The organism is Cytobacillus sp. FSL R5-0569, assembly GCF_038007265.1.
Classification (GTDB): domain Bacteria; phylum Bacillota; class Bacilli; order Bacillales; family Cytobacillaceae; genus Cytobacillus; species Cytobacillus kochii.
Genome location: NZ_JBBOWW010000001.1, coordinates 1,346,839 through 1,359,947, shown reverse-complemented (window position 1 = coordinate 1,359,947; position 13,109 = coordinate 1,346,839). Strand labels below are relative to the sequence as shown.

Sequence of the window (13,109 nt, the reverse complement as noted above, 5' to 3'; positions counted from 1 at the left end):
CCCCATTAGCTCCTATTAACGAACGGGGGAGCTCTCTTTTATGGCTTAATTCATTTTATTTTTATCTTCCTCAAGTAAATGCTTATATTTTGGATTTTTTGCGATAAACTCATGTAATTTAGCCCCATGATTTTCAATCCATTGGCTGACTACTTTAGCAGTCATCTCTTCACCCTGATATTTTTTTCCTGCCTTCGCATAGGTCGCTTCAAAATCCTCCCAAAGCAATTCAATCCATGTTCTGGCAATGTGAACAGACAATTGATCATTTATTTCCAATAAACGATTAAGAAGTTTATTTTGAAATTCATTCATCTTTTACCCTACTTCCAAATTATTTTTTCCGTGTGTGAAATACGTATTTGCTTATACTAATGAATAGGCGAAGTTGAATAAATGACGCTTCGCAAATATTTTTAGAAATGAGGCAAAAACGATGCGTAATAAAGCCGCTCATTTCCCTAATCAGAACCACAATAAGTTTGACGGTGAACCACGTGCCAAAGCTGAGTTTGCTTCCAAAAGAGCAGATGGAACGATACAAACACAGCCACAGGAACGGATGAAGGCATCATCAAATCGCAATAGCAATACAACTGATTTTTAAACTTAGGGGGTTAATTTACATGGTAAACAAAAAAGAAATCTTTGGTGAAAACGAATTTAACAGTCCGTTTGCATCCGGACATTTCAATCCGAAAAAGGCACATTACCAAGTAAATGGAGAGACACAACAAACGCAAAATCTTATTAAGCTCAAGCGAACTTTACAAAAAACCCCTTAACACTGAAAGAGGATGATAAATACGTCATCCTCTTTTTAAAGATTTTTCAACTTGCCGAGCATTGCAATCGGTAAAGCTTCTTGCTCTTGATCTCCAGATAAGCGATAACCCCAAGCAAAAACGCCATTCATATAATCAATTTTAAAGTAAGAGCCTGGATCTCCCTCTATTTCATATATTTCATTTGTAATAAAGTCATCGGGATTGAGCAAATACGACTTAGCCATCACTGTTTTTCTTTCCAGTACAGCGAATTCATTAACCATTCCTAATTGCTCAGCTTTTCTAGATTTTTCTCTTAATTGAGCAATTTCTTGTTTTAGCTCATATTCGCTCAATTGGCTATACCTTTTTTCTTGCATAGTAAAAAGACCTCCTCATACATCTTTATTTTCTTTTAAATAGGCATCAATTAAATGCAAAGGAAACCCTTTTCGAAATAACGCTTGCTTTAACTTTTGCTCATAGATGAATGGTTCTTCATGATTATATTTTCTACTTATTTTTTCAGCTTGACGTTTCAGAGCTCCCATCTCCTCATCATCGTCTTTATCTAATTGTATTTCTTCAAGTGCCAACTGAATCATATCATAACTGAAGCCTTTTCTCGTTAACATTTGCTCTATTTTTTGCTGCATCATTCTTGAGGAATCTTTTTTATATTTAAGCGTATATTTCTGACAAAGAGAAATGGCTGTTTCAACTTGCTCTTCCTTTGGGTATAGTTCTATAACATCTTGTATGATTTTTTCAGCTATACCTTTATCTTTCAATTCATGTCTAATTACATTTGGACCTTTATCTGTCGTATTCTTTTGGGTTCTCACAAATGCAATAGCGAATTCTTCATCATTCAAGAATTGGTATTGATATAATTTATGGATCACTTCATCTATCAACTCAACAGCATACTCTTTCTTGATTAAATGTGTACGAACTTCAGATTCAGAACGCATTCTACTAGAAAGATAATGGATGGCCGTATTGTACGCCTTTCTAATCTCATCTTGGAATTGAATTTCTCCGATGAGTAAGGAATCAATCTCTTTCCCTTTTTTCATATTATATTTAATTAATACATCTTCATCCACACTGAAGGCATACGTCTCTCCATGCTCACTGTCGGTATAGATATTGTAGCGATCTTTATTTTTCTTTTGAATCGTAATTTTAGTAATTGTAGGCATATCCTCACCTCACTTTAACTTTACCACAAAAAAAACAGGTTTAAATCCACTTTTCATTGAATTCATTTAGAAATAGAAGAGAATTTTTGCGGAGGGGTCAACATGAAAATTGCTTTAACAGGCGGAACGGGCTTTATTGGACAAAAACTAACTGACCAATTATTACAAGAAAATCACCAAGTTTATATACTTACAAGAAATAAAGGAAAGAAGCAAGAAAAACAAGGTCTCCACTTTGTTCAATGGTTAAATGAAGGGGATGAACCAGAAGAAATGCTAGAAGGAATAGATGTCCTCATTAATTTAGCTGGGGAATCAATCAACAGTGGTCGTTGGACTGAAGAAAGAAAAAGACGAATATACCATAGTCGAATGCATGCTACAAATGAGGTAATACGCCTAATCGATCATCTAAACGAAAAGCCATACACCCTTATTAATGCAAGTGCTGTTGGCTATTATGGCACATCAGAAAAGCGTACATTTGACGAGGCAAGTGCTTATTCTGGTGAGGATTTTTTAAGTACTGTCGTTAAAAACTGGGAGGATATAGCAAAAACTGCCGAAAAAGATTGGAATATACGCACGATATGTTGTCGTTTTGGCATCATTCTCGATAAAAATGCAGGGGCGTTACCTAAGATGGCCCTTCCATATAAACTCTTTGCTGGAGGTAGAATTGGTAGTGGTAATCAATGGCTTTCTTGGATTCATATTAATGACGTTATCTCCGCAATCGTTTATATGATTGAACATGAATCAATAGAAGGTCCCGTCAATTTTACTGCTCCAAACCCAGTAACCATGAATGAGTTTGGCCATACATTAAGCACTGTGCTCCATAAACCACATTGGCTACCTGTCCCTTCATTTGCAGTAAAAGCTATCCTTGGTGAAATGAGTAAGCTCGTAACTGAAGGGCAAAAAGTTACACCAAATAAGCTTCTGAGTCATGATTACCCTTTTCATTTTACTCATTTAAAAGAAGCATTAGAAGATATTTATCAGAAGTAGCTTTTATATTTTGATGTTACAAATACACTCTGTTGATTAAATACAGAAGATAAGTGATTCTTTTGAGTGGTCACGCATCTTTTGTTTACGTAAATAGACCATTTCTTTCACTTTTTTTGCTCTGATTTTTTCTTTTAACCACTTTTCTACTAAGAATGGTCGTTTATCCATTCGCCGTGCTTCTCCGTTAAGTTAATTGAACTTTTTCGGGGAAGAAATTCTTCCCTAGGACGATCTGGGGCATGATTCTTTTCTGAGGACGGTGATTTCTCCTATTTCCTCACTCTCGTGAATTTCTGTATAATTTTCAAGCTAGCAAAGTACTTTTTGATTGTTTGTACTCCTATGGAAATTAATACAAAACTGCTTTTTCGCGATTTTTTGTGTTTTTGGATTTAAAATCTATTTAGGTATAGTCCTTTTCCTTTTTCTTTCTGCCTTTTGCGCGTATCTTCTGTTTGCGCGCAGTTCTTTTCCTTTTCTTGCTGTCTTTTGCGCGTATATACGATTTACGCGCAGTTCTTTTCCTTCTCTTACTGCCTTTTGCGCGTATCTTCTGTTTGCGCGCAGTTCTCTTCCTTTTCTTGCTGCCTTTTGCGCGTATCTTCTGTTTGCGCGCAGTTCTCTTCCTTTTCTTGCTGCCTTTTGCGCGTATCTTCGTTTTGCGCGCAGTTCCCTCCTTTTTCTTCCTGTCTTTTGCGCGTATATACCATTTACGCGCAGTTCTCTTCCTTTTCTTTCTGTCTTTTGCGCGTATCCACTTTTTGCGCGCAATTCCCTCCCTTTTCTTGCTGCATTTTGCGCGTATCTTCTGTTTGCGCGCAGTTCTCCCCCTTTTCTTGCTGCATTTTTTCACATATACACGTATTGTCTGCAGTTCTCCTTTTTCTCCTCTAAGGACGACAGGAAGGCTATTCTTCCTCTTGCGACACTCTCAGTTTCTTTCCCTTCTAAAAAGCCAACACTTTCACGATTCTCTCCCCTTCTCGAACACTTTTATTCTCTATTTACTTCCTCATCTCTTACTTCAATCGTATGGTACTCGTAAAAATAGGGCAATCTAATAAAGTTTACTACTAATAAGAAAGGGTGAATGTTATGGCAAATGATAAAAAGAGGAAAGAACGGAGCTTTAGTGGTCTTTCAAGCATGCAAGAAGTTACATATGCAAAAGAATTTAAACGTGCTGATCGTGCAGCCAAAAACCCCCTTCAGCAAAGACATTAGATTTATTTTCTCATCAAAAAAGATGCCAGTACATCAAACACAAGGTTGATGTACTGGCATCTTTAATTAACCACTTCTTTCTTTACTATTTTGCAATTGATGATAGAAACCTTTTTCTTTCAGCAATGATTGATGTGTACCCTCTTCTATTATTTTTCCATCTTTTAATACGTAGATTCTATCCGCATTTTGAATAGTATTTAACCGGTGGGCAATGACAAAACATGTTCGATTAATCATCAACTTTTGTAATGCTTGTTGAATCTTCACCTCTGTAACCGTATCAATATTACTCGTAGCTTCGTCTAAAATTAAAATTTTTGGTTGTGCCAAAAAAGCACGGGCGATACTAATTAATTGTTTCTGTCCTTGACTAATCCCGCTGCCATTAAAACTCAAAGTCGTGTCATACTGCTGTGGTAATTTCATAATAAATGAATGAGCATTTGCCTTCATTGCAGCTTGTATAACATCCTCATCCGTTGCCTCAAGATGACTATAGCGGATATTATCCTTGACGGTCCCTTGAAAAAGAAAGGAATCTTGCAGAACAAAGCCCATATATGATCGTAAGCTCTCTTTATGTATTGTGGAGATATCACGATCATCTAATAATATTCTCCCTTTACTCACTTCATAGAAACGACTAATAAGTTGAATTATGGTTGTTTTACCTGCGCCTGTTGGACCTACTAGAGCAACAGTCTCACCAGGACGGGCTTCAAGATATATATGAGAAAGTATTTCTCTGTCTTCCCCGTAAGTAAACGATACGTTATCAAAAATAACCTCACCATTTACATTTTCAAGCATCTGCTTATCTTTTTCACTCGTTAATTCATCTTTTTCATCAATCAGCTCAAAAACTCTTTCAGCTCCAGCAATGGCAGATAATAACGTATTAAATTGATTGGCTAAATCATTGAGTGGTCTTGTAAACTGTCGAGAATACTCTGTAAAAACAACTATTGTACCAATGCTCACTCCACCGTTTAATGCAAGTATTCCGCCAATCGCAGCAATGACGGCAAAGCTGAAATTATTCAATAAATGCATCAACTTAGGAATAAACCCTGAGAATGTTTGTGCCCAAAATCCAGAAATTCTTAGGTTTTCTGCTTTATGCAAAAAATCATCCATCACTTTCTCTTCTTGTGAAAACATTTTGATTAATTTCTGCCCAGAAATAGATTCCTCAATATAGCCATTCATTTCTCCTAAGTTTTTTTGCTGCTCTTTAAACAACATACTTGTTCGCTTCGTAATCCATTTCATTCCATAGAACATCATCGGTATGATTAAAAGAGTCAGAATTGTTAGCAACGGACTCAACCATAACATGACTGCAATCGTACCAACGAGTGTGAAAACACTAGATATGATTTGGATAATTGAACTATTTAAAGTCGCACTAACATTTTCAATATCATTTGTAATCCTACTCATCAATTCCCCAAGTTGTCTTTTGTCAAAAAAAGCTACAGGTAAGCGGTGTATTTGTCGGAATAAATCTGCGCGCATATTAAATACAGTGTCTTGAGACACACCGATCATCCAATAGTTTTGTAGCCATAGTGACAATGATTGAACGATATAAGTTACAAGTAAACCTAGTAATAACCAAACGAAAACAACCGCTTCATTTTCTTCTATAAAATTATCTATTGTTATTCCTACTAAAAAGGGACCAAGTAAAGACATCGCTGAACTAATGACAATCATAAAAAAGAGTAATAATAGCCGTGTTTTATAGATGGCAAGGTAAGACCAAATTCTTTTAATGACCGCACCGAAGTCATTGGGCTTACGTTGCTTTTTCTTCCTATCGTTAATTTGATTATGTATCTTTGGTTGTTTAAATGGGGCCATTATTTTAGTAAACACTATTCATAGCCCCCTGTTCTGACTGAGAATACGCTATTTCTCGATAAAGAGTAGATGTATTCATCAATTGATCATGTGTTCCCTCTTCAATGATTTTTCCATCATCTATAAGCATAATTTTATCCGCTCTCTTGGCCGTACTTAATTTTTGTGTGACAATGAATAAAGTACATTTATATTTATCAATCGCATCCAATACTTTGGACTCTGTTTGTAAATCCAAAGCACTCGTACTATCATCCAATATGAGAATATTAGGCTTTCTAATTAAAGCACGAGCAAACGATAATCTTTGCTTTTGACCTCCTGATAGATTAATTCCTTTTTGTCCTAATTTTGTTTCATAGCCATCTTTTAAATCAGTAATGGTTTCATGTATTTGCGCGTCTTGTGCCGCCGCTTTCATTTCAGATAAAGTCGCGTCTGATTTACCCCATGCTAAGTTTTCTTCCACTGTACCACTAAATAAGATGGACTCTTGAGGGGTAAAACCAATTCTCTTTCGTAAATCATCCATTTTAACATCTTTCAGATTCATACCATCCACATAAACTGCACCTTCAGTAGGATCATATAATCTAGGAATAAGTTGTAGAATAGAACTTTTACCAGCACCTGTACTACCCAATATAGCGACAGTTTCTCCTGGACGAATATGAAAACTAATATCTTTTAAGACATATGTAGACATCCCTGGGTACCTAAATGAGACATGCTCAAATGTAACCGCTCCTTTTAACTGCTCAAGGCTTTTGCCATCTTCTTCATCTTCTAAATCAATCTTCGCCTCAAGTACTTCAACAATCCGTTCAGATGAAGCACGCGCTCTCGAAAAAGCCATAATGATGAATGAAAACATTGAAAAGACAGTAGTCATTCTCGTAGCATAATTAATAATTGAAACGACTTCCCCCACTTCTATATTTGTCGCTTGCAATTGTTCTCTACCGATCCATAAAATAAAGATAATACAAACATTCATTATGAATAGTAATGCAGGCATAGCTGCTTCCATCAATCTTAGAGCACTTGCTGTTTGTTCCTTTAAGTTATTACTTACATTCATAAACTTTTTTACTTCATGGGTTCTGCGGTTATACGCTTTAATCAACCTTAATCCTATTAAACTTTCCTGCATGACATTATTGACTGTATCCAGTTTTTGTTGAACAGACCTAAACATCTTACCGCCTTTAGTCATCACAATAACAAGGAAGATCACTACAACCGGTATGGTAATTAGAAAAATAAGCGCTAACTGCCAATTCACTAGGACAGCTAATATAAGACTACCTATAATGAGTAAAGGAGCCCTTAACATAATTCTTAAGCCCATAAACACGATATTTTGCACTTGTGTCACATCATTAGTCATTCTTGTAATCAAGGATGCGTGAGGAAAGGTATTAAAGTTGGTGAATGAAAAAGATTGCACCTTTTTCATTAGTTTCTTTCGAATACTAAATCCTAAATTTTGTCCAACGAAGGCTGCATAATATGAGTTTGTAATCCCTGAGAAGAAGGCAATTAATGATAGTAGGAGCATCATACCTCCCCAATAAAGGACCACACTCATATCATTATTTAGAATACCTTCATCAATAATTTTGCCGATTAATAATGGTTGAAGCAATTCAACTGATAACTCAATAAGCATAAGTATTAATGCAATATATGCCGCGACTCGATAAGGTTTAATAAATTTGAGTATCTTTGTCATAGTTTTCCCCCAAACTAATACTTCGTTTAACTAAATAGATATGAACTATCATATACCTTTTTACATAATTTTTAAATAATTCATTCTGATTTTTATTTCTTTAATGTTATGTTAAAATTTTTAGAGGTAGAGAACATTGACTTTTTCAAAAGTTGTTCTTCGTTTTTAACACAATTTAGCATACTTACCTTGAACATTTTTCAATGCTTACTAAGCATTTAACCTATTATTCAATCATAAGGGATTTTTTAACTATACGACTAAATTTTCTTTGTAATCCATATACTAACATGCATCATGTCATGTGTATTGTATTCTCAAAATGGTTAAAAAAGTAACTTACTTATAATTATAAAACTAAAGGATGCGATAAAAGGTGAAAAATACGAATCACGACCAACAATTACATAATGATGTTATTGAAACATTAAGGGAGACAAGCCGTACTTTTTTCATTCCAATCAGCTTATTAGTAACAGAGTTACGAGAAACCGTTGCATCTGCTTACCTTTGTATGCGCGCAATTGATGAAATTGAAGATCATCCTGATTTGGAACCAGCTTTAAAAAGCAAACTATTGCATAATATCGGTGACGTCCTTCAATCCGCTCAATACAATAAAGAAACCTTTATTAAGATGTTCAAGCCATTTGAAAACGAATTACCAGAAGTTACTCTTCGCCTATATGATTGGATTTCTTTCTGTCCAGATGAAATTAGAGTAAAAGTAGTTGAGTCAACTGCAATCATGGCATCTGGGATGGGTGATTGGGTTGATAAAGATTGGCAAATACAATCAGAAGCGGACCTTGATCAATATACGTATACAGTTGCTGGATTAGTTGGTGTGATGTTAACCGACATATGGAAATGGTATGACGGAACTGAAGCTGATAAAGAGCTTGGAATTGGTTTCGGTCGTGGACTTCAAGCTGTTAACATTTTAAGAAATTATAAAGAAGATGCAGAACGCGGTGTAAGCTTTTTCCCAGATAGTTATAGCCTAGACGATATGTTTGATTATGCGCATAAAAATCTATCTCGAGCTGACGAATACGTAGCGAGTATCGAGACAGAGACAATCGTGAATTTCTGTCAAATACCACTTTCACTTGCCCATGGAACATTAAAAGCGTTAGTAGACGGTCGAGAAAAAATGACTCGTGATGAAGTAAATGAAACTGTTAATAAAGTAATAAAGAAAACATCATAATAAAAGGCAGCGACTGTAAACTTCGCTGCCTTTTATTTTAACATCTAGGAGATTAATTTTAATCCAATTGCTGCGCCTAAGATAAGCGCAATACAAACAAGTCTTTTCCATTCTCTCGGTTCATTAAAAACGACCATTCCTACTATCGCTGCTCCAACGGTACCTATTCCAGTCCAGATAGCGTAAGCAGTACCCATAGCAATATCCGTCATTGCAAATGAAAGTAAAGAAAAACTGATCGCAAATGATAAAGCAAGGAAAATAATAGATTTCCATTGCTTATCAGCTACTTTCTTCAAATGGTATACACCGAGAACCTCAAAGCACCCTGCAACAACTAAGGCAATCCAGTACATTATTGAGATCCTCCTTTCTCAACCGGTGCACGGTCAGATAATAACTTCAACCCGACCACACCTGCTAGAAGCATAATAATTAATAGTACTTTCATCAATTTAAATGGCTCCCCGAAAACGACCATTTCTACTATTACTGTACCCGCCGTACCTAAACCAGCAAATACTGCATAAACAGTTCCTACTGGTAAATGCTTCGTAGCAAGAATTAATATTATAAAACTTAATGTAATTATAATTCCAGTAGCAATCCATTCCAGTGTGTTTTGAGCATATTTTAATCCTGAAACCCAACCAACCTCTAACACGCCTGCTAAAAATACAAGTAACCAATGCCTAGTCATCTATACCCCTTCTTTCTAGTTGTTTATCATTGTACGCCTTTAAAGTATATCGGCCAGATAGCACGAACTCTTCTGTAATAGCTGTCTTCTCCATTAAAAATAAGATCAATAACCGCACCATCAACAATCGTAATATAAGCAAGTGCTTCCTTTAGATACTTCTTTTGGTCATTTTCTTCACTCGAGTGTTTCCTCATATATTTTGCTAACAACCGTTCCATATCTGCAAAGAATGGATTGACTATTCGCATTAACTCATTATAAAGTTTCGCTGGAGGGAAGTAAGACACCCTCAGTAAGAATTTTGCATGCTCGTTATGCTTGTTTTCCTCGACAATCCAATCAAAAAAATAAACTAAATTCTCTTCTAATGAATGATCTTTCCTCGAAGCAAATAAGGTAATCATCTTCCGCTTTTCCTGCTGAAACACATAGTTTGCAACATGTAAAAATAAGTCATCTTTTCCTTTAAAATGAGCATATATCGACGGTTTCTTAATACCTACATCTGTGGCTATATCCTGTAAAGATGCTCCCTCATATCCCTTATCTGCGAAATGGACTAGCGCAACATCACGAATAAGTTCTGCACTCACCAATTATCACACCCCTTCAACTAACGACCGTTAGGTAGATTATTTCACAGGATAATATGAAAGTCAATAATGACATTTGGTTACTTCACTTTCAATTATTGCCCATCTTGCCTTACAGAAATTGATCAATTCCTCAAACCCCTATGAAGCCCCACCTTCTCATTATCTCCAAATTTCCTTTTTCATCTCGCTTCCAATTTATTGTCACTTGTTTTTATAAATTGACAATAATCACTACAAATATCAAACTGAGACAAATTCACAAAATAAAAAGACCAGAGGGACCGTTTTTTAAACGATCTCCTCTAGTCTTCGGATGTGATTATATGCTAAGTTGAACTACATTAGTTTAACTTGATTTCTTTCCAAGATACGCTTCCATAATACGCGCATCACTTAATAACTCTGTTGCATTACCACTTGCAACCATTTTTCCAGTTTCAAGCACATAACCTTTATCTGAGATTTTCAGAGCTTGTCTCGCATTTTGTTCTACTAACAATACAGTCGTTCCTGATTGATTAATCTCTTTAATGATTTTAAAAATATCGGCAACAACAAGTGGAGCCAATCCCATTGAAGGCTCATCTAATAGCAACAATTTCGGCCTACTCATAATCGCACGAGCAATTGCAAGCATCTGCTGTTGACCACCAGATAATGTTCCCCCAAGCTGCTTTTCTCGTTCCTTCAAAATAGGAAAGCGCTCGAGCATTTTATTTAAATCTGAGTCTATCTCCGTATCCTTCCTATGATAAGCACCCATTTCTAAATTCTCTAGCACTGTCATGCCTGCAAGAATCTGTCTCCCCTCAGGAACGAGGGCAATACCCTTTCTTAAGAGCTGATCAGGGCGTAACCCCGTTACATCTTCACCAAGGAAAGAGATCTTCCCTGCCGAAGGTTTTAATAATCCGGATACACTTTTCATTGTGGTTGATTTCCCAGCGCCATTTGCCCCTAAGATGGTGACAATCGTTCCTTCTTCCACTTCTAGCGATACATCTTTTAACACTTGAATTTTCCCATAACCGGCATGAATACCACTAACTTCAAGCATATTGATCTTCCTCCTCCTTACCGAGATAAGCTTCAATTACTTCTGGGTGGTTCTGTATCTCAATCGGAGTACCTTCTGCTATCTTCTTGCCAAAGTTTAATACAGCTATGCGATCACATAATTTCATCACAAGTGGCATATCATGTTCAATAATTAAAACCGTTATGCCCTTCTGTTGAATCTTCTTAATTAAATCAAACAGGTCGCTTGTTTCAGTCTCATTCATACCAGCTGCCGGTTCATCAAGCAGGAGTACTTTTGGCTCACTAGCAAGTGCACGTGCAATCTCGAGCCGCCTTTGTTGTCCATAGGCGAGATTTTCTGAAGTAACATCAGAAAAAGTAGATAATCCGACAAAGTCTAAAAGTTCTTCTGCTATACCTTTTATTTTTGCTTCTTCTTCCTTTTGTGAAGCTGTACGAAAGACGCTTTTTAACACACCTGAGCGAGTGCGGGAATGCTGCCCGACCATGACATTTTCAAGGGCCGACATTTCAGGGAATAAACGGATATTTTGAAACGTTCGGCATATCCCTTTTTCGGTAATGTTATGTGATTTCATCGTTGTAATATCTTCATCTTTAAAAGTAATTTGTCCTGAAGTTGGTGTAAACATAGACGTAATCAAATTGAACATCGTTGTTTTACCGGCACCATTAGGGCCTATTAAACCAAATATTTCTCCCTCATTTATTGAGAAGGTAACATCAGTCAAAGCACTTAATCCACCAAAATTTTTACATACTTTTGTGATTTCCAGTACCATGCTTCTGCCCCCTTTTTCTACCCTTTTTACTTAAAGCCTTCAATAATGGCACATCGATAAGTCCTTGTGGGCGGACAGCCATCATAATAATGATAATCAGTCCATAAATCATATAACGATACTCGCTAATAAACCTTAGCACCTCAGGCATTAATGTTAAGAAGAATGCTCCGAATATTGGACCCCAAATCACTTCACTACCACCGAACACAACAAAGATTAAAATTTCAACCGCACGATGATAGGCAAAATCGGCAGGGCTAATATAAGCAAGTATATGAGCATACATTGCCCCGGCAAAACCGGCAACAAGTGCACCTTGTGCAAAGGCTAAAACCTTATAATAAGTGATATTGATTCCCATTGATTCCGCAGCTTTTTCATCTAATTTGATAGCAGCAAAAGCTCTTCCCACTCTTGATTGGTGCTGTCTTCTGAAAAACCAAATCACAAAAATGGTAATTAATAACAGAAGGATAAAAATACTTAAAAATATAAATTGATTATTTTGTAATCCAATAGAGCTCGGTTGAAAACCAAATCCTTGTAATGTTTTCAGTATTTCTCTTCCTATATGAGGGATTCCTGATATACCTACTGAGCCATTCGTTACGCTTTCCCAATTGACAAAAATCACACGAATAACTTCTCCAAAACCTAAGGTTACAATGGCTAAATAAACACCCTGAAGCCTTAATGTTGGAATACCAATAAGTACTCCACATAAAGCGGCAACTAATGCACCGATGATAATACCGATGATAATAGGCAACTCAAAATGAATCGTTAATAGTGCTGATGTATAAGCGCCAATTCCCATGAAACCAGCATTCGCCAATGATAACTGTCCTGTTGATAGTGTTATATATACACTGATACCTAAAATAATATTAATTAAAATAAAGCAACCTACTTGTAAATAGTACGGATTAATTAATTCTGCTAGCATCCTGCGTT

General features: G+C 36.2%; 18 protein-coding genes. 5 read left to right on the top strand and 13 right to left on the bottom strand.

Annotation, left to right across the window (positions count from 1 at the left end; translation table 11 throughout):
• Positions 1-45: 45 nt before the first annotated feature.
• A complete protein-coding gene (locus MKX78_RS07060) occupies positions 46-315 on the bottom strand; it encodes a YfhJ family protein (protein WP_095370007.1) in 270 nt (89 codons plus the stop codon).
• Between the two features lie 121 nt (positions 316-436).
• Here MKX78_RS07060 and MKX78_RS07055 point away from each other — a divergent pair, with 121 nt between their 5' ends.
• Positions 437-607 carry a small, acid-soluble spore protein K gene (locus MKX78_RS07055; protein ID WP_095370008.1) on the top strand — a complete coding sequence of 57 codons (171 nt, stop codon included), beginning with the start codon at positions 437-439 and terminating at the stop codon, positions 605-607.
• Between the two features lie 19 nt (positions 608-626).
• On the top strand, positions 627-785 hold the full coding sequence (locus MKX78_RS07050) for a YpzG family protein (RefSeq protein WP_095370009.1): 159 nt from the start codon (positions 627-629) through the stop codon (positions 783-785).
• A gap of 35 nt (positions 786-820) precedes the next feature.
• Here MKX78_RS07050 and MKX78_RS07045 read toward each other — a convergent pair whose 3' ends face one another.
• Positions 821-1,147, bottom strand: a complete 327-nt coding sequence (locus tag MKX78_RS07045; protein WP_095370010.1) for a YfhH family protein — start codon at positions 1,145-1,147, stop codon at positions 821-823.
• Positions 1,148-1,162: 15 nt separating this feature from the next.
• The gene (gene recX / locus MKX78_RS07040; RefSeq protein WP_341050364.1) at positions 1,163-1,972 is read right to left on the bottom strand and encodes a recombination regulator RecX; all 810 of its coding nucleotides are present in this window, start codon (positions 1,970-1,972) and stop codon (positions 1,163-1,165) included.
• A 102-nt stretch (positions 1,973-2,074) separates the two neighbouring features.
• Between recX and MKX78_RS07035 the strand changes: the two genes are divergently transcribed.
• A complete protein-coding gene (locus MKX78_RS07035) occupies positions 2,075-2,986 on the top strand; it encodes a TIGR01777 family oxidoreductase (protein WP_341050362.1) in 912 nt (303 codons plus the stop codon).
• A 36-nt stretch (positions 2,987-3,022) separates the two neighbouring features.
• Here MKX78_RS07035 and MKX78_RS07030 read toward each other — a convergent pair whose 3' ends face one another.
• Entirely contained in the window at positions 3,023-3,157 is a 135-nt protein-coding gene (locus MKX78_RS07030; protein ID WP_267892247.1) for a hypothetical protein, read from the bottom strand.
• Between the two features lie 231 nt (positions 3,158-3,388).
• The gene (locus tag MKX78_RS07025; RefSeq protein WP_341050359.1) at positions 3,389-3,760 is read right to left on the bottom strand and encodes a hypothetical protein; all 372 of its coding nucleotides are present in this window, start codon (positions 3,758-3,760) and stop codon (positions 3,389-3,391) included.
• Positions 3,761-4,084: 324 nt separating this feature from the next.
• On the opposite strand from MKX78_RS07025, the gene MKX78_RS07020 reads away from it, so the two are divergent.
• Positions 4,085-4,213 carry a YfhE family protein gene (locus MKX78_RS07020; RefSeq protein WP_095370014.1) on the top strand — a complete coding sequence of 43 codons (129 nt, stop codon included), beginning with the start codon at positions 4,085-4,087 and terminating at the stop codon, positions 4,211-4,213.
• Positions 4,214-4,279: 66 nt separating this feature from the next.
• On the opposite strand, the gene MKX78_RS07015 is transcribed toward MKX78_RS07020, so the two are convergent.
• Both MKX78_RS07015 and MKX78_RS07010 read right to left on the bottom strand, forming a co-directional pair.
• Positions 4,280-6,097 (bottom strand): ABC transporter ATP-binding protein, encoded by a 1,818-nt coding sequence (locus MKX78_RS07015; protein ID WP_341050357.1) that lies wholly within the window; start codon positions 6,095-6,097, stop codon positions 4,280-4,282.
• Entirely contained in the window at positions 6,087-7,817 is a 1,731-nt protein-coding gene (locus MKX78_RS07010) for an ABC transporter ATP-binding protein (RefSeq protein WP_341050356.1), read from the bottom strand. Before MKX78_RS07010 ends, MKX78_RS07015 begins: the two co-directional genes overlap by 11 nt.
• Before the next feature lie 376 nt (positions 7,818-8,193).
• Between MKX78_RS07010 and MKX78_RS07005 the strand changes: the two genes are divergently transcribed.
• Complete coding sequence (locus MKX78_RS07005; protein ID WP_095370016.1) at positions 8,194-9,030, top strand: squalene/phytoene synthase family protein; 837 nt, start codon at positions 8,194-8,196, stop codon at positions 9,028-9,030.
• A 44-nt stretch (positions 9,031-9,074) separates the two neighbouring features.
• Here MKX78_RS07005 and MKX78_RS07000 read toward each other — a convergent pair whose 3' ends face one another.
• From MKX78_RS07000 to MKX78_RS06975, 6 genes are all read right to left on the bottom strand, one after another.
• Positions 9,075-9,386 carry a DMT family transporter gene (locus tag MKX78_RS07000; RefSeq protein WP_095370017.1) on the bottom strand — a complete coding sequence of 104 codons (312 nt, stop codon included), beginning with the start codon at positions 9,384-9,386 and terminating at the stop codon, positions 9,075-9,077.
• Positions 9,386-9,730, bottom strand: a complete 345-nt coding sequence (locus MKX78_RS06995; protein WP_095370018.1) for a DMT family transporter — start codon at positions 9,728-9,730, stop codon at positions 9,386-9,388. The genes MKX78_RS07000 and MKX78_RS06995 overlap by 1 nt, the downstream gene beginning before the upstream one ends.
• Before the next feature lie 26 nt (positions 9,731-9,756).
• Positions 9,757-10,326 carry a TetR/AcrR family transcriptional regulator gene (locus MKX78_RS06990; RefSeq protein WP_157733756.1) on the bottom strand — a complete coding sequence of 190 codons (570 nt, stop codon included), beginning with the start codon at positions 10,324-10,326 and terminating at the stop codon, positions 9,757-9,759.
• A gap of 349 nt (positions 10,327-10,675) precedes the next feature.
• The gene (locus MKX78_RS06985) at positions 10,676-11,386 is read right to left on the bottom strand and encodes an ABC transporter ATP-binding protein (protein WP_095370020.1); all 711 of its coding nucleotides are present in this window, start codon (positions 11,384-11,386) and stop codon (positions 10,676-10,678) included.
• Positions 11,379-12,152, bottom strand: a complete 774-nt coding sequence (locus MKX78_RS06980; protein ID WP_341050353.1) for an ABC transporter ATP-binding protein — start codon at positions 12,150-12,152, stop codon at positions 11,379-11,381. Before MKX78_RS06980 ends, MKX78_RS06985 begins: the two co-directional genes overlap by 8 nt.
• Positions 12,124-13,101, bottom strand: coding sequence for a branched-chain amino acid ABC transporter permease (locus MKX78_RS06975; protein WP_095370022.1), 978 nt, complete (start codon positions 13,099-13,101; stop codon positions 12,124-12,126). Before MKX78_RS06975 ends, MKX78_RS06980 begins: the two co-directional genes overlap by 29 nt.
• Between the last annotated feature and the right edge of the window lie 8 nt (positions 13,102-13,109).